Below are 17,152 nucleotides of genomic sequence, written 5' to 3'. Positions count from 1 at the left end.
AGTAGGGTTAAATAGCGTGCAACAGGGTTACATGTGCTGAAAATCAACTGATTGACACCTGGTTGCACGATGCAGGGATGTTGCAGAATGCATTCGTGGTTGCCGGTTGACACGCAAACAGTAGGATTTTGTTTGTTGTTATTCGGATGATTTAAGGGAAATCAGAATATGAATCGTAGTTTAGATAAATCAAAGTGGCATGATGTAATCAGCAAAGTATATGCATAATAAAGAATTCACCATTTTGTACCACAGAGAAGTAGGGAAGGTCATAGATGAGGTTATGGCTTATCGTACGGACGACGATATGTGGATTGTAATTCCTGGTACCACCAATTCAGGAGGCAATCTGGTTCAGCATCTCATTGGAAACCTGCGCACGTACATTGGACTTACTCTGGGCAATGTCCCTTATGTAAGGAATCGGGACGCGGAGTTTACCCAGAGATTGTTTTCCAGGGAAATGATACTTGACGAATTGAAAGCCTTGGACCTAATCCTGGAAAATGCGCTGATTCATTTGTCGGAGGAAGATCTGATGAAGGAGTATCCGCACGAAGTTCTGGCCATGTTTCCAAAACAAAGTGTTCGTTTAATTCTAAGTCACTTGTCGACGCACCTGTCCTATCACCTGGGTCAGATCAACTATCATCGCAGATTTGTGAATGTCCCTATTTGAGAAAATTGCGGAAGTGGTTCAATAGGGAATAATAAAAACAGAGGATTCAATAAGGATGGTTGGTGCTGCTCTTTATTGAATCCCTGGCGCTGTACTAATCGTGGGCATTTTTAGGCTTGCGTCCCACTTTTGTTTTATTACGGATCTTGTCAGGACGCGGACGTATTTCCTTGTCTTTGAAGTATAATTTCAGAGATTCGAGAATAATATCCTTTTGAGTAAGCCCTTCCCAATAGCCATAGTCTTTCATGTTTTCCATCAGGATGTAATCACAGTCAAACGTTACCTTTGTTGGGGCTTGTTCCACACCATTCTCCACCATTCCGACTTCCGTCTCTTCCTGGATGTCGGCAACGCGGGGAAGTGGTGCAAAATCAAATTTCCTGTCTTTAGCCATTGTGTCAGTTGTTAATGCGTTCTAAAATTTCTTTGGTCAGCTTGTAATAGTCTTCTGCTCCATTGCTGTGGGGCGCGTAATCGAATATTGTGGTGCCGCTTGCCTGTGCTTCCGAAAGTGCAATGTTGTCCCTGATATAGGAGTCCATAAATACATCACCCAGTTGTTCCTTCGTAGCATTGATCAGTTCGTGGCTTATTTTCTTCCTTATTTTTGGATTGTACCTGGTTGCAAACACTCCGCCGAGATTCGTGTTCGGGCTAATTTTCTTTATTTCCGCTGAATAAACCAAAAAGTTACGCAACCCCTCATAACTCAAAAATTCTGCCTGAAGGGGAACGTAATACTGGTGGCATGAAACCAGAGCCATCCGTGTGTTACCATTCAAGGCCGGTGGACAATCAATGATTACAAAGTCATACCGATCCTTCACTTTTTCCAGAGCAATTTTCAGGTTGAATGGAAAAATGGGCGCGGATTTGATTGTGTCCTCGCGGTGGCTCATTTCGGCAGAGCCAGGCAATATATCTATGTCACCAACCTTCTTCACTATTTCATCAAACTCGTATTCACCAGTAATGAAAGAACCACTATCTTTTTTGAGTCCGGCATGTACAATGCCAAAACTTTTCGTAAGACTTGCCTGAGCATCCAGGTCTATCACGAGCACACGTGCATTAGCAAATTTGCTGAGCCCGGCAGCTATGCTCTGAGCGGAAGTGGTCTTTCCCACACCTCCTTTGTTATTGACAATACTGATGATTTTCATTTAAAAGTATTAAATGTATAAAAAGATGTTAGTTTATTTCATGTTTCGTATGTAAATAAACGTAAAATATTTTTAACCCTAATTCATATAAATTAAATGTCGCAAAAGTTTTTTAATGATGTAAATGTATAAAACTTTTAAAAAGTATACTAAGTACAAAAAGATTATTTTTAGGAAAATTTGTAATGTGCAGTAAATGAGTATGTTGAAGTTTGAGCATTGTAAGGAATAAGTTTAACCTGGTAAGGTGAAACTGATGAGTTTACAGCCCGGTTGTTAAGTTTGGTCTTACGCCGAATTGCTCGACGACAGGTTTATGTGCTAAACGGTTGATTGTTGATAGGAATTGAATCTTGTGATTCGCTTTTCGATTTTTATAATTTCAACTATGCTCCCGGAGCTTTCTATTTTTTTAGCCATTAAATCAAAAAAACGGAACCGCTGCTTGTCCCGTTTTTTTAATTTATTCAATGTATTAATTCGCCATCCAGGCACCGTCAAGGCTGCGGCTTGGTAGCAGAAAATGTAGGTTTGTCTCTCACAAATTTATGGATGGTATACATTAAAAAGACTGTAAGAATAGCTGCGGCGACTACGACATTACCCAGTAAAGGATAGTTTTCCAGATAACCCGTACTTGTTTCGGTAACGATATATCCGGCAATGAGCGAAGCTACTCCGCCTGAGATTTGTTGAACGGAAGCATTGACACCCATAAAACCACCGCGATCCTGGGGTTCGGGGACCGCGGTCATCAATGCCGACGCGGATATCATTCGGCCCGTTATGCCTACAAAAAGGAAAACATTCAGAACCATAATTATCCAGAGCGGGGTAACGCCCAGGTTACAGTAGATGAGGGTCATGATACAGGTGAGCACAGATCCGGCTATGAACATTTGGTATTTCCCAATACGGTCGCTAAGCTTACCTATAACCGGACTGAACACGAGCATACACACGCCGGTAACCATGTATAAAAACGGAAGCTGATTCAAAGAAATCCCCAGATTGTGCACACCAAAAGCGCTTCCGAATGGCATGAGCATGAATCCGCCCGTGGCGAGTAGGGCCGTGGCCGCGAAGCCTCTGAGATACCTGGTCGTAGAAATAATTCCACCGAGGTGTTGAAAGGCATTGCCTTGTTTTTGAATCCTCAGATGGTCATTGATGGGTTTTAGAAATTTCAATAAAACGACACCTATGATTATGCTCAAACCTACAATCATTAAAAACGGTGCATGCCAGCCAAAGATATTTGCAAGATATAGCCCGATGGGGATGCCCAGAACCTGACTTAATCCAAAGCCCATTTGTACAAAACCCATTACCCTGCCGCGCATTTCCATTGGGAAAATATCCGTGATGATCGCAAACGATATAGATCCGATCACGCCTCCAAATATACCGGTGATAATCCGGGCCATTAATAAAAAGTGATAATCGGGTGCTATTCCGCAAAGGACGGTGCCGAAGATAAAGCCAGTGTAAAAGAAAAGCAGTAGCTTTTTGCGGTCATATTTATCCGCGAAGCCCGCCGCAAGCAGGCCTGCTGCACCTGCACTAAAAGCATAAGCTGAAACCACCAATCCAAACTGCGCGGTGGTGATGGAAAGCTCTTTGAGCAGAATGGCTCCCAAAGGAGACAGTACCATAAAGTCCAGCACAATGGTGAATTGAAGAATTGCCAGAATGGCTACGATAAATTTCTGGTAGCCGGTAAATGTATGTGAATTTTGGAGTGTCATGAGTTTGGTTTTAAGCGAGTAATTCTTCACAAATGAATCCGGCACCTGTTACTTTCTCAATCACGGTAATCGTGTCGGAAGAGGAGGTTTCTATTCGAAGTACACGGTCCACATCTGATAAGTCTACACTCCACCGGGAGCCGCCAAAAGTTGAATTTAGGATCGGGGTTAAACGTGCAAGATCCTCTCCACAGTGAATGTTTGTCCTGAAAACCAGGACAAACTCAGATGGTTCGTAGTCGTTGTTCATAGGATTGAAATATCGTTGTGATGATCGTTTAAGGTTTTAGTGCTTTCAAAACCAGGTGTAGCGCCTGTTCCATTTTTGTATCATCAAAAACAAAAGGAGGCCTGCCAGGCATGCTGGTTTGGGATATGTGATATTTAACAAGTTGGTATAACGGAGCAAAGGCAATCGACCAATATATCTCGAGTGGAAGTGCCACCAGTTCCTGTCTTTCAATTGCGTTATGGGCAAATTTCGACATGGCATCAATAAAGCTTCGATCAATAGCCGACCTGTCGATGATAGGAGAGTGTTTGACCTGCTCCATAAATGTCATACTGTAGGGGTTTTCAAGGCAATACCGGATCCGGTTTTGCCACTGGATCTTTAATCCCACGTCAAAATGACATTCCGGATCGAAATTCCGGAGCGTAGCTTCCGTCATTTTATGTGTTTCTTCCAGATAAAGCTGTTGTATCAGATCCTCTCTATCTTTGAAATAAATGTAAATGGTAGCCACAGACACACCTGCCGATTTGGCAAGCTTATGCATGCTGAGTCCGTCAAAGCCCTGCCGGACTATCATTTCTATGGCTTTTTGACGAATGATAGCCTCCTTGTTTGCATCTCTTGTTCTCATAATAAATGCAAATATAAATGAACGTTCGTTTATTTATATTCATTTTCATTTATTTATTTAATGGGAATTTTGGTTGCTACCTTTCAAGTAATTAGGCCGATGGGTACGAATAGATGGTTCAGTATAATACAAAGATTGAGATGTAAGCACAGGATAGGTTAATTCATTTCCATAAATAAGATTCGTAGCTGCAGTTAATCCGTTACAACAAAATTTTCCAGAATCCTTTTGTTGTAACCTTTATAACCACCTTGAAAATCTCTTCCCGAAACATCAATGAAATCGGCCATTCTTTGCGAGTTCAACTGTGCCAGAAGTTGACCATAGTCGCCATTGTACTTGATGAAATAGCCTGAGTAAATGGTGGAATCTGGTTGATCGTACAGGATGAAATTCGGTGTCAGATTCATGGGTGAAAAAATAATCTTCTTGCCAAATGAGGTATCCAGCGCCTGCGACCGTCCGAAAGCGTACCAGGACACGGCATTTGCTTTTCCATTATCGCGCTGATCCAGCGATGGTTTGATGCTTAGTAAGTATTCGTAAGCTTTGGGATACAAACTTTGCAGAATGTCCTCAGGTATGATTCTATGTTTACCTTTTTCATCCTTTTGGTATGGAAAAAGGATGTATTCTTTTATAGGATCTGTACTGGTTTTCAGCTTTGATCCTTTAACAATTGGTTTCAAAATCTCCTTTTCAATCCAGGTTGCGCTGCCTTTTTTGTTAACACCCTTCACGAGGTAATCTTTTTCTTCCTGAAGGCTGAATAAGTACAAAGCGTCCGCAAGTGTGGTGATGCCAACCGAAATTTGGCACACGTCTCCGAGGCGCTTCCCCTCTGTTACGAATGGATCTTCAGGGGATAATTGCCATGTTTTCTTTTCTGAGATTTCCGAAAATCGGATTGTTCTGCCTGAGTAATTATACCCTTCATTACATTTTTCAAAGTAGAAATTCTCCCTTTTCAGTTTCCCGAAGATTGTGATTGCCGAGTAGGTAGCGGCATTTTCAAATATTTGAATGGCTCCATAATTGGTAACCTGAATAAGGTTTTGATTCCATTCGAAAAATGATCGTAAAGACCTGGCTGTTTCGGAGGAGAAGAAAGAGTTTGGCGTTATGAACCCACATATGCCTTCAGTTTTAAGTAAGGTGGAGGCTAGCTGGAAAAACGCTATATAAAGATCCGTTGCTCCGGATTTACAGAATGAATATACCGCCTGCACATATTTACGCTGTTCTTCAGGTAAGTGTTGGATACGAATGTATGGGGGATTGCCCACAATGAAGTCGAATCTCTCTTCCTCGTCAAGTTGTTTCAGTGCATCCGCTTGTTTCAGATTCCAGTCAACTTGTATATCGGTGTTTTCCAGGAGTTTGTTTAGGTTCTCTCGACAAGCAGACAGCGCATGGGCATCTATGTCCCAGCCATTTATCAGTAACAGGTTATCTTTTATGAATTCAGGTGGCGAGTTACGAATGATATGATCTGCTATCGGGACAAGAAACCGACCATCCCCGCAGGCAGGGTCGAGTATTTTTTTAGCCCTGAAACTGCCATAAAATCCTACCTGCTTGAGGATTTTGTCTACAATATATGCGGGTGTATATACTTGTCCCAGAAGTTTTTTCTTATCGTAAGTGCGTGATTTGGAACCCATATTTAGTTAACTGTTCTTTTATTCTACAGAGAACTTTCACAAAAGTCTTCTGTTGACTTGAGGCGTTGTCTGGTTAATTATACAAAGATGATCCGGAATAGTCTTATTTAACATTAATACACATGTGTTTATCAAATTCACTTTCGCAAATTACACACCCGAAACCCTTTCAGGCCTCTGATGTGATCGGTCAGTACCGGAGGATCTATATCTGCAAAGAGAATTTCGTACGTGTTTTGGTGAAATGTGAATGTGGTGTTGTCACTTCTGATTCGTTTGGTTCCGGCTGTGTATAGTTTCCCAACTTCACCGTTTTCCAGGAATGCCTTGTCAATAAATCCAAGCAGGGAAGCAATGGTTCCGTCGGTTTCCGACTGATGAAAGGAAATACAGAAATAGTGGGATGTTTTAGATTTTGGTTTGTGAAGTTGGGAGGCGGGAATATTCAGTACGAAGTTTTGTGCCAATTCTCCAGACCTGCGTTTCATGGATTTGATATCAACCGAAAAAATCTCACTTTGAGATTTAATCAAAAAATCTTCACCCCAGTCCTGACCGTCAACGGCGCCGAAGGATCGGGTGGGGCGGGGGAGATGATAGCAATCGGCAAAGACAATCTCACCAAGGCTTCCGGTAAAACGCATCATGCGTGTCTGAGAAAGTTTACTTTCCTGATTGTCCCAGATATTGGAAACATGATGGTGCCGAAGGGAATGTTCCACCAATTGACGGGCAAAAATCTTCTGCTCGTCAGTGACGCAGATTTGAATATACGAGGTATGGTTCAGAACAATTTGCTCCATGCAAATCTAATAGCCAGTAAAGTGAGAATAAATCCGCCCAAAATGATAGAAAATGGAACGTAAGTAAATGCTACTAAGTGGATTCTGTCCAAAAACCACATGACACCGATTAGAAAAAAAATCAACGTTAGAAAACCGGAAATTTTGCCAAATCCGGGAATGAGTGAGAATGGGATCTTACTTTTGATAATCATCAGGGTAAGCGCCATCGAAATCATTGGCAAAAACTGCAAAACGATATTGGCCTGCCATATGCTCTGCCTTTCAAAAAGAAAAAGGTAAATATTGAGGCAAACCGAAAATATTCCCGGTATGCAAGTGGCGTAAACCAGAACAGCAAATACGTAACTCCAAAATTTCACATCCCGGCTCCCATGGGCCAGGATACCCACTAACCAGGCAATGACCGGCATAAGCATAAAAACCGAAGCCAGCTGCCACGGATTTTGCGAAATTGAAGCAAATAGTTGAGAGAGTGTCATAAAAAGGAGCAGGGAGGAGGAAGAAAGGAAAATGGAAATGGCATCGGTCGCCTCTTACTCCATTCTCCTTTCTCCCTTTCCTCCCTGGTTTAAAGTCCTAATAAAAATCCAATGGTAAAGTTTGCGTCCCAGTCAAACACAAACTGTTTGCAGCCAGTGGCGTCTGTAACTGCTTTATAAATGTTAACACCCGCCTTGGATTTTGCATTTGTAAGTTTAGAATAAGCCAATGGAGCACTTAAAGTTGTATATCTTTCTTTACCCTTACGCACCTCTTTTGCCATTTCGAAAGGTACGCCTCCGATGATGAAGCAGGTATTTCTGAGTTCAGATGGAATCTGTTTTGCTTTGGCACTTACTTCCTGATACACCTTGCTATCATCTGTGCCTTCCTGAAAATATTTTGCACCGTAGGATTCCAACGCGGTTACTTTACCTCCTTCATGCCACGATATTTTGGTATTTCCTGAACCTATATCCACCACAAAAGCCTTATCCTGGTACTCCGCAGGCAAAACAGATTTTAGGGCAAGCTGACCTTCCTGTTCAGGTGTAACCTGATTTACCACGTAATTCAAAGATTTCAACGCTTTGGTGATTTTCTGTGTTACTTCTGCTTTGGCAGCGCCCGAACTTACCACAAAATGAATCTCTTTTCCACTTACGCCATAGTCAAGCATAGAGCCGATGTACTTTTTCAAACCGATCCTTACATCTTCATCGGTGGCCATGTTCTCAGTCACAAGGCTGTTACCGAATTCCGATTTCTCGAGGCTCCATCTTTTTTGCTTATCCACTTTAATGATAAAGGAATTGAATCCACTTGCACCAAGTTCAACCACACCCTTTAACTTGCCATCGACGGGAGTCGGCGCAGTGTAGTTGAATGGTGTTGACTGGCCGGGGTCGGAAGCTTCCGAATCCGTTGAAGTGGTGCTGTTTGTCTCCAAGGACTCCGGGGCGTTTGTAGCGTCCGTCTGAGTGGATATTGCTTGATCCTGAGCGAGTTTGTCCAGTGCTTTTTGTCCACCAAAATATTTATAACCAACAAATATGGCTCCCAAAACTAAGGCGGTAATGAGAAGTCGTCCTGCTACTGTAAGTCTTTTCATGAAAATTGGGGTTAATAAATTTAAAATAATAGAAAGTGATTTATTTAGTCGAGAAGGCCCTTGTAGTTGGAGTCCTTCGGCGGGTCTATTTTCCGTGTCCCCGGCGTAGGCGCATCCAGGCTGATCAGTTTGAACTCGCCATGGTTGTAGGCTTCCAGCATGGCTTGACCTTTATCCGATAGCAGGCCATTTTGAACATCTACTCCATTGATGAAATCCATCGACAAATCCATAGCTCGCTTCATTTCTCCCAGTTTCATACTCATATCGTCCTGGATGTATTCCATGGATTCGTCGAAATAAAACTTTTTGTCAGGATTCCCTTTAAAGATGCTAACTGCCGTGCGCAGCGCGTTCGAGCTTTCCTTTACAATTTTATATTCTGCTTCTTTGAGCTTAACCTTGATCTCTGTTTCTTTAATAATGTAATCAGCGCTCGTATTTACCTTTTCCATGAATTCGAGGACCGTTTTCATATTACGCTGCAATGGGAATAGCTTTTCATTCATTTCCTGCAAGCCGGCCCCTTCGATGGTGGCCAATGAGGCGGTTTCCTTCATTCCGGGGCGGTCACTCATTTGAGTGGCCTTGTTGGCTTCGGCAAATTTCTGTTTTATCTGCTCATTATTTTCGTTGATATTCCGGTTTAGTTTTACCAATTGACCTGCCAGAATGTTAATCTGTCCCTGCATTTTTTCACGCTTCTCCTTCAAATCCTCAATATAGATTTTCATAATGGCGATAGGATCAAGCTTGATTATCAATCCTGTTATTTTTCGCATCAGGGTTTTGAACAGGAAAAATACCGCCGTACGGACGTCTTTGCTCGTGAAGAGAAAGACTACCACGGCCAGAATGGCCATCAGAAATCCCAGATACAGCGTGTTTTGGGTAACTTCAATGAGAAATGCGGCTAGTTTATTCCAGTAATATAACGCCGCAGCCCCAGCCGCACCCAGGAAAAGTAAAGAAGTAATTCCCTCCGGCTTGCTCCAGTAGGAGCGTTTGGACTGATCCTCCTGCGAGCCGCCGATTTGAGAAAAATCTGGTGTTGCCATAGTTTAATTATTTAAGGTATTGATTGATCTTGTTAAGGTCTGATTTAATTTGTTCAACGAAACTATTCATAGTGACTTCGAAACTTTCTTTATTCGCGTTAATCTTGGCACTTTGTTCCGATATCTCACCAGAAATTTGACCGAGACGATTTTTGTTGTCGTCTATTTTCTTCTGTAACTCGGCAATCTGTTGCGTAAATGCTGTATTGTTTTCTTCCAGTTTTTTTAGCTCGTCATGTAAGGAACCTACCCGATTTTTTATTGCCACATCTACATCTTTGAGAAAAGACGTACGGTCTTTATCCAGTATTCCCAGGTATTGTTCAGCCGAAGTCCTGAGAATATTTGTATCCTTAGCACCTCCCATTGCTTTAAAACTAGCCCATGCGGCCTGAAATTGCTTTTCTTCTCCGAGCCCTAATCCTTCCATGCTCTGAAGCGCTTGTTTGTATTCAAAGTAATCCGGTCCCGGTAAATTGGCTTTTTCAAGCAGATCGACAAAATGTTCAACGAATTTGCGGTCAACATCTGCGGTACCTGCCACATTGGGTACGGTAGTCTTGGGAGCTACTGCTGCCGGAGCGGGCGTCGATACAGTCGACGGCTTTTCCGATTCAGTATTTTCATTGATGAAAAAACTGAGTATTTTTCGTCCTATCCCTGGTTCTGAATCTGCCATGTGTACGAAATGAATGTTTAAGTTATAGAAAATTCAACAAAATCGCTTGAATGTATAAGCGTTGACTGATGCCTTTCTTATATCAATATTACTACTATTCGAGAGAATTATTGATGGAGGATAGTTACAAATGGTAGCCTGGCAGGATGGATAGGGCAATATTGTTGATGAATTTTATTATGTGGCAGGCGCAAGTGTGAAGTGTGCAGTTCAGGTTGCTTTTTTTGAAATATCGCAAATGAATCGTGTGCGTCTGGAACTGAGAGGGATTTGTGTTTATAACTGGCCAATCATTATTTTAGATGAGCAATGTCTTAAACCAATTGGCCGGATATGTTTAACTTCACCGCCAGATGATTTCCTGAGCGAAGGCCGTTATATTTTTGATTACAACGTATTCTATTTGCTATGCTAAAATTAGGTTTTGTTAGCGCCATTCTGGCGGATTTTGGATTTGAACATGTGGTTCGGTTTGCGGGCACGCATGGTTTTGAGTGCATTGAAGTAATGTGCTGGCCCTTGGATAATGCTGATAACCGCAGATATGCAGGCGTAACACATATCGATGTAAATAGCCTGTCTGAGAAGAAGATAGCAGAGATCAGGTACGCGCTGAAAGAAGCCCATGTCTCTATTTCAGCCCTTGGCTATTACCCTAACCCCATGGATCCTGACCCGGGTCGGTCCGCGTTTTATGTGGAGCACATCAAGCAGGTCATTCGGGGAGCAGCGAAGCTCGGCGTGCCGGTTGTAAACACCTTTATTGGTCGCGATCCATCCAAAAGTATTAAGGACAATTTAAAGACCTTTGCGGAAATCTGGCCGGGCATCGTGAAAGTGGCAGAGGAATGTAACGTAAAGATAGGTATTGAAAACTGCCCTATGTTTTTTACTGATGATGAATGGCCGGGAGGTAAGAATCTGGCAATCAGTCCTTCGGTGTGGGATCGGATGTTCGAGATAATACCAAGCCGTATCCTGGGCTTGAACTATGATCCTTCGCATATGATCTGGCAGATGATGGATGAAGTGAAGCCAATTTATAATTATAAGGAACGCCTGCACCATATTCATCTCAAGGATGTAAGGGTTTATAAAGATAAATTGGACAGGGTAGGAATCCTGGCCAATCCGCTGGAATACCATTCGCCGAAGCTACCTGGGTTGGGAGATGTAAACTGGAGGGGCTTTTTCGCGGCTTTGACTGATGTTCGGTATCGCGGACCGGTCGTCATTGAGGTGGAGGACAAGGCTTATGAAGGTAATATTACAGATGTGACCAGCGCAATATTGACAAGCCGAAATTATCTCAGGCAGTTTTTAGGCTAATACGCCACTTTACATTGAGTCACAATGCTGTCATAAAACAAGACAGGACTACCTGAGCGTAGTCCTGTCCAGCGTAAAAAACTTAGTCCTGGTTTACCTATTGGATCAACTTGGCTTTTGAACTTAATATGGCAGTCATGGAAGCAAGAAGGCCTACAATAGCAAACGACCAGCGCAGATCGGCAAACTGGGCCACAATACCGATCAACGGAGGGCCAATTAAAAAACCGATGAAGCTGATGGAAGATACAGCGGCCAGTGCCATACCGGCAGACATCGTTGTGGATCTTCCCGCGGCACTGTACACCAGCGGTACCACTGACGAGACCCCAAATCCCACCAGAAGAAACCCGAAAGTTGCTGTGATCAGATAGGGGAACAGGACGGAAATCAGCAGGCCCGATCCCATCAGGATGCCACTGGCCTGAAGCATTTTCTTTCTCCCGATTCTATTGGCAAGCCAGTCACCAGCGAATCTTCCGCCTGTCATGGTGCCCATAAAGGATACGTAGCCAAGGGTGGTCATGGCGGCAGGGACCTTTACCGCTTCCTGAAAATAGACACCGCTCCAATCGAACATTGCACCCTCGCAGACCATCGCACAAAAGCCGATGAGGCCAAGCGTCAGCAGGTCGCGATCGGGCTTCACAAACATGGGTTGCGCGTCGTCCTGACTTTTATCACTGTCAGCCATGGTATGCTTATAAGCAGTGAATATGACGGCGAAAGCAATGATGGCGATGGCGCTGAAATGAATTTTGGGAGAAATGCTGGCAGAAATAAATACAGAACCTATCATGGCGCTTATAAAACCCGCAAGGCTCCACAGACCATGAAATGAGGCCATGATCGATTTTCTGTAAATCTGTTCAACAGCGACTGCTTGCGTGTTTATCGCAATATTTGTAAGGTTTCCCCAAAGTCCAAAAGCAAACAACGCAATAACCAGGTGTTCCGTCCTGGATGCGAAGCCGATGAATACCAGTGTGGTGGCATAGAGAATCGCTCCGATCAGAACCATTTTTTTACTGCCGTAGTGTGTCACCATCCATCCGGAAATGGGTAAACTAGCCATCAGGCCAATGGGCAGCGCTAAAAGAACAGTTCCAAGCCCGCCCTCGGTGAGGTGAAGCATGTTTTTAATGTCGGGAATACGACTTGCCCAGGCAGCAAAGCTCAATCCTTGTACGAAAAAGAACGCGGCAACAGCCATTCTAAGGTACTTTCTGGAGTCGGACTGAGTTGGCGCAAATATGGAGTAATTCATAACTTTTGTCATGTTAGACAGCTGATGTAACTGACTGGTAATCTTGTTTTATATTATATGATTTTTTTAATATTAAATCCTGTGTGAATAACGCGAAAAATGTACCGTTAAATTTACATATGCTATTCAGATGCAATATTAACGGATTGGTACTGGATTTAATTCACAAAAATTGTACTTTTTAAATAAGATTAAAAAGTACTTATTGCATATTTTTAAGAATGTGAAGATTTGTTCCGGTAGATTTTCGAGAATGCGGGCACCGGGAGGTTTTGTGGTACTGAAACAGCATTCTTGTCGAAGGTTTTTATTATGCCTTTCCCAACGTACCGGCTCTATCTTCTGCTGTTCGTCATGCGAACCGTAGCCTGACATTAGCAAAATCGATTTAAATGAATAAATTTGAATGTATACCCCAAGAATTCGTCCAGCCCTGGTTATGAAAATTTGTACCATCATTTTAGTTTTAACAGTTTGTCACCTTTCGTCGTTTGGGCAAGGGTATGATTCGGAGAAAGAGGCCAGGATTATGGCGACTCTTCCTATTGTCGCAAAACGATATCAGGCCTATGCGGAAAAAAATCATTTCCCGGGTCTTGCATTCGGGTTGGTGGTGGATGGGAAGCTTTTGTATTCCGGAGGCTTTGGGATGAGTGACCTCAAATCTGCTGTCCGATCGTCGTCGCAGTCCATGTTTCGAATTGCCTCTATGTCAAAGAGTGTTACCGCCATGGGTATTCTGGCATTGCGAAAGGAGGGCAAGCTTAAAGTTGATGATCCCGCTTTTTTGTATGTTCCCGAATTGAGGAATATGCCATCACTCACTTCTGATGCACCACCGATAACCATCCGCCACCTGATGACACACATGGCTGGTTTTCCGGAAGATAATCCCTGGGGCGACCGGCAGCTGGATACCCGTGACGAGGATTTACTAGCCCTGATCAGAAAGGGTATTTCGTTTTCTAACGTACCGGGGGTGGCCTATGAATACAGTAATCTCGGTTATGCCATTCTTGGGCGAATCATTACAAATGTTTCCGGAAAGCCTTATCAGAAGTACATTAATGAAGCTATTTTCAAACCTCTGGGAATGAATCACACCATTTGGGAGTATACCGAGGCGCCCAAGGATTTGCTCGCACACGGCTATCGTTTTGAAGATGGAATATGGAAGGAAGAAGAATTGGAGCATGATGGTACTTATGGGGCCATGGGAGGGCTGATCACTTCTATTGACGATTTTAGCAAATACGTAGCCTTTCATCTTTCTGCATGGCCGGCGCACTCTGGAACCGACTTGGGGCCGGTTACCCGAAGTGATCTTCGTGAGATGCATCAGCCGTGGAATTTCAATAACCTGAATGCCAAATTCAAATATCCCGGTGGACGTGAATGTGCCATGAGTTCGGCATACGGGTATGGCCTGAGATGGAGCAAAGATTGCGAAGGCAGAGTAGGCGTAGGCCATACAGGAGGCTTGCCGGGATTTGGCAGCCAGTGGCAAATATTGCCCGATTATGGGATCGGGATTATCGCATTTGCCAACCGTACCTACGCTGGAATGGCCACGATAAATACAGAAGTGCTGGATACAATTATCTCCCTTGCTGCCCTAAGGCCCAAGATAATTGCTGTTTCGGAAATTCTCAATACACGTAAAAATCAGCTGGTGAAACTACTCCCGGAATGGCAGGGAGCAGAAGCCAGCGGAATTTTTGCTGAAAATTTTTTCCCGGATCGTTCCCTGGATCATCGTAAACGTGAATCGGATGCAGTTTTTGCAAAGGTGGGGGTTATTGAAAGTGTGTCGGCATTTTCAGCTGAGAACCAGTTACGTGGGTATTTTACCCTCAATGGCCGGAAGGGCAGAATTAAGGTGTATCTCACGCTTACGCCCGAGCATGATGCCCTGATACAGCAGCTGGATATTAGTTTTATTCCTTAAAGGAGTGAGCCCGTGACCAAATAGCATTTGGTGCCAATAGGGGAAAGTGCTTTTAGGATTGTCTGAGATGAAACGAAACGCATATATCATGAAAAAACATCTCTTAGGTCTGCTGGTTATGGTACAATTGTTGGCTATCAATGGTGCTGTTGCCCAGGAGAATCAGACAATCTTCAAAAACTCAAACGTTAGATCCTCTGGTGGCTATGCAGCCATTAGCAACAAATTCACCACAATTAATGGTAGCTACGCCAACATGCCGGGGATCTATGGCGGCTGGTTTGTTAATCAAAAGTGGATGATTGGGCTTGGAGTAGCTGCTACAACCAACTATATTCCCGTACCTTCGTTGGTGAGCCAGTTTCCAGCCAATAAAATGACCTATCAGTATGGTCAGGCAGGACTCATGACCGAGTACGTCGTCGCATCCACCAGGAAGGTTCATGTAAATCTTAATCTTCTGACCGGTACAGGTTTCACACTTCAATATGACCGAAACGAATTTGACGACTGGGATTTTGACCATTGGGATGATGACAAGGACGAAAATCCTAACTTTTTCTTTGTGATGGAACCCGGCGTTCAGATAGAGTTTAATTTATTCAAATGGATGCGATTTAGTCCGGGCGTCTCTTACCGAAGGGCTTTTGGTGCCTCTGGAAATGGATTATCCGATTCAGACTTGAGTAATATTTCTTACAATCTGACCTTAAAATTTGGTAAGTTTTAATCGACTAAATTTATTCCATATAATGTACACTGGAAATCAGAGACGTATTAGGTGGAAGACAATGTGTAAAGATTAACAGTGTTAAATTATCTAAGGGATTTTTAGTTTTGAATTTCAGGTTCCAATCATTTTAAAAGTACACGGATCATATTTTTTTGCCCGATGTGAGTTTAGCATGGGTACATCCGCTTACATATCGTTGAGTATATAACAGCGAAATAGACTTTAAATTGGGGTTGTAAGGGAGCATTTCGGAACATCATCCTTGCCCGGCATCGTTTTTGATACTCAACTGTAACATGTAAAAACCTTGAAATGAGAATATTGAAATCGTATGGTATTATGCTCTTATTGGGCGTTGCCTCTGTTGGAAACGCGCAAACCAGCTTGTACACCGTCATCGTCGCAGGTCGGACCGTAGGTTCTTTGAAAGTGTACAATTACGAATTAAAGAATAGCGTTGAAACGCATCGGATAGAATCGGATTTCAAGTTCTTGTTTTATTCGGGCAAATATTCGATTCAGAGTAACTACGCTAACGGTCGCCTGCTGGGGTCGGTTGCTTCCCATTACGTCAATGGGGATCTTAAAGAAAAAACACAAACCAAAAGCACGGTCAACCCCTTGTATCAGGTGTTGTTTTCTGGTGAAGATGCGCCCAAAATTGATAAAAAGGATCTGAATTTTCATATCAGCAGTACCATCACTGGCCTTTATTACAAGGAGCCTGTTAATGTGAAAGAGGTTTATTCAGAACGTTTTGGTCAAATGTGCAGTTTAAAGAAAATTTCAGAAGGGAAATACGGGGTCACTTTGCCCGATGGAAAAGAGGGGATTTATTCCTACAAAAATGGGCAGTGTAAAGAGGTGAAGACGGACCTGGCAGGTTTTAAATTAAGGATTGTTTTAAACGATAAACCCCATGGTGGAAAGTAGTGAGGAAGGGGTTTCTTTCGGCTGCCGGAATTCTTTAAAATGATTTGTTGACTTGTTTCCCCTTTGGTAGGTGAGGAAGCTTGGTACCATCAGGATTAGTCCTACAAAGAATTAGGGATATTTAAATGGTGTCAAAAACAGAACGCCGGGTTCCCAAGGGGCCCGGCGTTCTACTTTTACAATTTACTGTAGCTTAGTCCTGATTCGGATAAATCGAGTCGGCTGACTGAGCGGCAATTTCCACGTTTTTCGTTTCTGTCGAAAAAGGCGTTTTGTAGTTTCTTGGTGAAATCAAAGGATTGATATCCACTTTCTCCGCCTCATAAGTACGGGTCACAACAAGTGTTGCTGGCCTTGGTGCATATTTGGGCGTTGATGAGATAACCCCACCATTCTGACGCATTTTGGAATAGCGATCCACAGTCTGCATACTTGGTACCCGTATCGCATTTTCACTTTGGCTTTTCGCCTGGGCCGCTTTATTCGGGTGTTTGTAATTATGTGTAGAAATCCCGGCGTCAACATTTGAGCGGGACTGAGCATTAGTTATATTGGAAATAAATAATCCTGTGATAAATATACAGCCTAAAACTGCTAGCTTTTTCATAATTATAGTCGTTTATGTTATAATAAAATAACCATCCCTCTTTGAGGTATATGCAAGAAACACCTTTTTTTTGTTTCT

18 protein-coding genes are annotated in these 17,152 nt (G+C 43.0%); 5 read left to right on the top strand and 13 right to left on the bottom strand.

Annotation, left to right across the window (positions count from 1 at the left end; all coding sequences use genetic code 11):
- The first annotated feature begins 220 nt into the window (after positions 1 to 220).
- Positions 221 to 679, top strand: coding sequence for a DUF1572 family protein (locus tag DYADSP32_RS04645; RefSeq protein WP_149243812.1), 459 nt, complete (start codon positions 221 to 223; stop codon positions 677 to 679).
- A gap of 94 nt (positions 680 to 773) precedes the next feature.
- Here the strand turns inward: DYADSP32_RS04645 and DYADSP32_RS04640 are convergent, their stop codons facing one another.
- The 11 genes from DYADSP32_RS04640 to DYADSP32_RS04590 form a co-directional block, all read right to left on the bottom strand.
- A complete protein-coding gene (locus tag DYADSP32_RS04640; protein ID WP_149243813.1) occupies positions 774 to 1,076 on the bottom strand; it encodes a hypothetical protein in 303 nt (100 codons plus the stop codon).
- Positions 1,077 to 1,080: 4 nt separating this feature from the next.
- Complete coding sequence (locus DYADSP32_RS04635) at positions 1,081 to 1,845, bottom strand: ParA family protein (RefSeq protein WP_149243814.1); 765 nt, start codon at positions 1,843 to 1,845, stop codon at positions 1,081 to 1,083.
- Between the two features lie 497 nt (positions 1,846 to 2,342).
- Complete coding sequence (locus tag DYADSP32_RS04630) at positions 2,343 to 3,593, bottom strand: MFS transporter (RefSeq protein ID WP_149243815.1); 1,251 nt, start codon at positions 3,591 to 3,593, stop codon at positions 2,343 to 2,345.
- A 10-nt stretch (positions 3,594 to 3,603) separates the two neighbouring features.
- Positions 3,604 to 3,843, bottom strand: coding sequence for a hypothetical protein (locus DYADSP32_RS04625; protein ID WP_149243816.1), 240 nt, complete (start codon positions 3,841 to 3,843; stop codon positions 3,604 to 3,606).
- A 28-nt stretch (positions 3,844 to 3,871) separates the two neighbouring features.
- Positions 3,872 to 4,459 carry a TetR/AcrR family transcriptional regulator gene (locus DYADSP32_RS04620; protein WP_414617516.1) on the bottom strand — a complete coding sequence of 196 codons (588 nt, stop codon included), beginning with the start codon at positions 4,457 to 4,459 and terminating at the stop codon, positions 3,872 to 3,874.
- A 194-nt stretch (positions 4,460 to 4,653) separates the two neighbouring features.
- Entirely contained in the window at positions 4,654 to 6,123 is a 1,470-nt protein-coding gene (locus DYADSP32_RS04615) for a class I SAM-dependent DNA methyltransferase (protein WP_149243817.1), read from the bottom strand.
- 137 nt (positions 6,124 to 6,260) lie between these two features.
- The gene (locus DYADSP32_RS04610) at positions 6,261 to 6,926 is read right to left on the bottom strand and encodes a hypothetical protein (protein ID WP_149243818.1); all 666 of its coding nucleotides are present in this window, start codon (positions 6,924 to 6,926) and stop codon (positions 6,261 to 6,263) included.
- On the bottom strand, positions 6,908 to 7,408 hold the full coding sequence (locus DYADSP32_RS04605; RefSeq protein WP_149243819.1) for a hypothetical protein: 501 nt from the start codon (positions 7,406 to 7,408) through the stop codon (positions 6,908 to 6,910). Before DYADSP32_RS04605 ends, DYADSP32_RS04610 begins: the two co-directional genes overlap by 19 nt.
- Before the next feature lie 89 nt (positions 7,409 to 7,497).
- Complete coding sequence (locus DYADSP32_RS04600) at positions 7,498 to 8,520, bottom strand: hypothetical protein (protein WP_149243820.1); 1,023 nt, start codon at positions 8,518 to 8,520, stop codon at positions 7,498 to 7,500.
- Positions 8,521 to 8,564: 44 nt separating this feature from the next.
- Complete coding sequence (locus tag DYADSP32_RS04595) at positions 8,565 to 9,578, bottom strand: hypothetical protein (RefSeq protein WP_149243821.1); 1,014 nt, start codon at positions 9,576 to 9,578, stop codon at positions 8,565 to 8,567.
- A 7-nt stretch (positions 9,579 to 9,585) separates the two neighbouring features.
- Positions 9,586 to 10,257 (bottom strand): hypothetical protein, encoded by a 672-nt coding sequence (locus DYADSP32_RS04590; protein WP_149243822.1) that lies wholly within the window; start codon positions 10,255 to 10,257, stop codon positions 9,586 to 9,588.
- A 408-nt stretch (positions 10,258 to 10,665) separates the two neighbouring features.
- On the opposite strand from DYADSP32_RS04590, the gene DYADSP32_RS04585 reads away from it, so the two are divergent.
- Positions 10,666 to 11,586, top strand: a complete 921-nt coding sequence (locus DYADSP32_RS04585) for a sugar phosphate isomerase/epimerase family protein (RefSeq protein WP_149243823.1) — start codon at positions 10,666 to 10,668, stop codon at positions 11,584 to 11,586.
- A gap of 97 nt (positions 11,587 to 11,683) precedes the next feature.
- On the opposite strand, the gene DYADSP32_RS04580 is transcribed toward DYADSP32_RS04585, so the two are convergent.
- Positions 11,684 to 12,853, bottom strand: a complete 1,170-nt coding sequence (locus tag DYADSP32_RS04580) for an MFS transporter (protein ID WP_149243824.1) — start codon at positions 12,851 to 12,853, stop codon at positions 11,684 to 11,686.
- A gap of 406 nt (positions 12,854 to 13,259) precedes the next feature.
- Between DYADSP32_RS04580 and DYADSP32_RS04575 the strand changes: the two genes are divergently transcribed.
- The 3 genes from DYADSP32_RS04575 to DYADSP32_RS04565 all read left to right on the top strand — a co-directional run bounded on the left by DYADSP32_RS04575 (position 13,260) and on the right by DYADSP32_RS04565 (position 16,467).
- Positions 13,260 to 14,801: a serine hydrolase domain-containing protein gene (locus DYADSP32_RS04575; RefSeq protein ID WP_414617515.1), complete on the top strand. Its 1,542-nt coding sequence runs from the start codon at positions 13,260 to 13,262 to the stop codon at positions 14,799 to 14,801.
- Positions 14,802 to 14,889: 88 nt separating this feature from the next.
- Entirely contained in the window at positions 14,890 to 15,531 is a 642-nt protein-coding gene (locus tag DYADSP32_RS04570; protein ID WP_149243826.1) for a hypothetical protein, read from the top strand.
- A gap of 315 nt (positions 15,532 to 15,846) precedes the next feature.
- Complete coding sequence (locus DYADSP32_RS04565) at positions 15,847 to 16,467, top strand: DUF6134 family protein (protein ID WP_149243827.1); 621 nt, start codon at positions 15,847 to 15,849, stop codon at positions 16,465 to 16,467.
- A gap of 193 nt (positions 16,468 to 16,660) precedes the next feature.
- Here DYADSP32_RS04565 and DYADSP32_RS04560 read toward each other — a convergent pair whose 3' ends face one another.
- Entirely contained in the window at positions 16,661 to 17,074 is a 414-nt protein-coding gene (locus tag DYADSP32_RS04560) for a hypothetical protein (RefSeq protein ID WP_149243828.1), read from the bottom strand.
- Positions 17,075 to 17,152: the final 78 nt, after the last annotated feature.

The organism is Dyadobacter sp. 32 (assembly GCF_902506755.1).
Taxonomy (GTDB): domain Bacteria; phylum Bacteroidota; class Bacteroidia; order Cytophagales; family Spirosomataceae; genus Dyadobacter.
Note: the sequence above shows the minus strand (reverse complement) of the source record. Positions and strands in the feature narration are given on the sequence as shown.

What these genes read in the sequence shown, in the direction of transcription:
- DYADSP32_RS04635 (WP_149243814.1), bottom strand. Translation starts at nt 1,845, where the DNA reads ATGAAAATCATCAGTATTGTCAATAACAAAGGAGGTGTGGGAAAGACC.
- DYADSP32_RS04645 (WP_149243812.1), top strand. Translation starts at nt 221, where the DNA reads ATGCATAATAAAGAATTCACCATTTTGTACCACAGAGAAGTAGGGAAG.
- DYADSP32_RS04580 (WP_149243824.1), bottom strand. Translation starts at nt 12,853, where the DNA reads ATGAATTACTCCATATTTGCGCCAACTCAGTCCGACTCCAGAAAGTAC.
- DYADSP32_RS04575 (WP_414617515.1), top strand. Translation starts at nt 13,260, where the DNA reads ATGTATACCCCAAGAATTCGTCCAGCCCTGGTTATGAAAATTTGTACC.
- DYADSP32_RS04585 (WP_149243823.1), top strand. Translation starts at nt 10,666, where the DNA reads ATGCTAAAATTAGGTTTTGTTAGCGCCATTCTGGCGGATTTTGGATTT.
- DYADSP32_RS04590 (WP_149243822.1), bottom strand. Translation starts at nt 10,257, where the DNA reads ATGGCAGATTCAGAACCAGGGATAGGACGAAAAATACTCAGTTTTTTC.
- DYADSP32_RS04615 (WP_149243817.1), bottom strand. Translation starts at nt 6,123, where the DNA reads ATGGGTTCCAAATCACGCACTTACGATAAGAAAAAACTTCTGGGACAA.
- DYADSP32_RS04640 (WP_149243813.1), bottom strand. Translation starts at nt 1,076, where the DNA reads ATGGCTAAAGACAGGAAATTTGATTTTGCACCACTTCCCCGCGTTGCC.
- DYADSP32_RS04565 (WP_149243827.1), top strand. Translation starts at nt 15,847, where the DNA reads ATGAGAATATTGAAATCGTATGGTATTATGCTCTTATTGGGCGTTGCC.
- DYADSP32_RS04570 (WP_149243826.1), top strand. Translation starts at nt 14,890, where the DNA reads ATGAAAAAACATCTCTTAGGTCTGCTGGTTATGGTACAATTGTTGGCT.
- DYADSP32_RS04610 (WP_149243818.1), bottom strand. Translation starts at nt 6,926, where the DNA reads ATGGAGCAAATTGTTCTGAACCATACCTCGTATATTCAAATCTGCGTC.
- DYADSP32_RS04560 (WP_149243828.1), bottom strand. Translation starts at nt 17,074, where the DNA reads ATGAAAAAGCTAGCAGTTTTAGGCTGTATATTTATCACAGGATTATTT.
- DYADSP32_RS04600 (WP_149243820.1), bottom strand. Translation starts at nt 8,520, where the DNA reads ATGAAAAGACTTACAGTAGCAGGACGACTTCTCATTACCGCCTTAGTT.
- DYADSP32_RS04605 (WP_149243819.1), bottom strand. Translation starts at nt 7,408, where the DNA reads ATGACACTCTCTCAACTATTTGCTTCAATTTCGCAAAATCCGTGGCAG.
- DYADSP32_RS04620 (WP_414617516.1), bottom strand. Translation starts at nt 4,459, where the DNA reads ATGAGAACAAGAGATGCAAACAAGGAGGCTATCATTCGTCAAAAAGCC.
- DYADSP32_RS04630 (WP_149243815.1), bottom strand. Translation starts at nt 3,593, where the DNA reads ATGACACTCCAAAATTCACATACATTTACCGGCTACCAGAAATTTATC.
- DYADSP32_RS04625 (WP_149243816.1), bottom strand. Translation starts at nt 3,843, where the DNA reads ATGAACAACGACTACGAACCATCTGAGTTTGTCCTGGTTTTCAGGACA.
- DYADSP32_RS04595 (WP_149243821.1), bottom strand. Translation starts at nt 9,578, where the DNA reads ATGGCAACACCAGATTTTTCTCAAATCGGCGGCTCGCAGGAGGATCAG.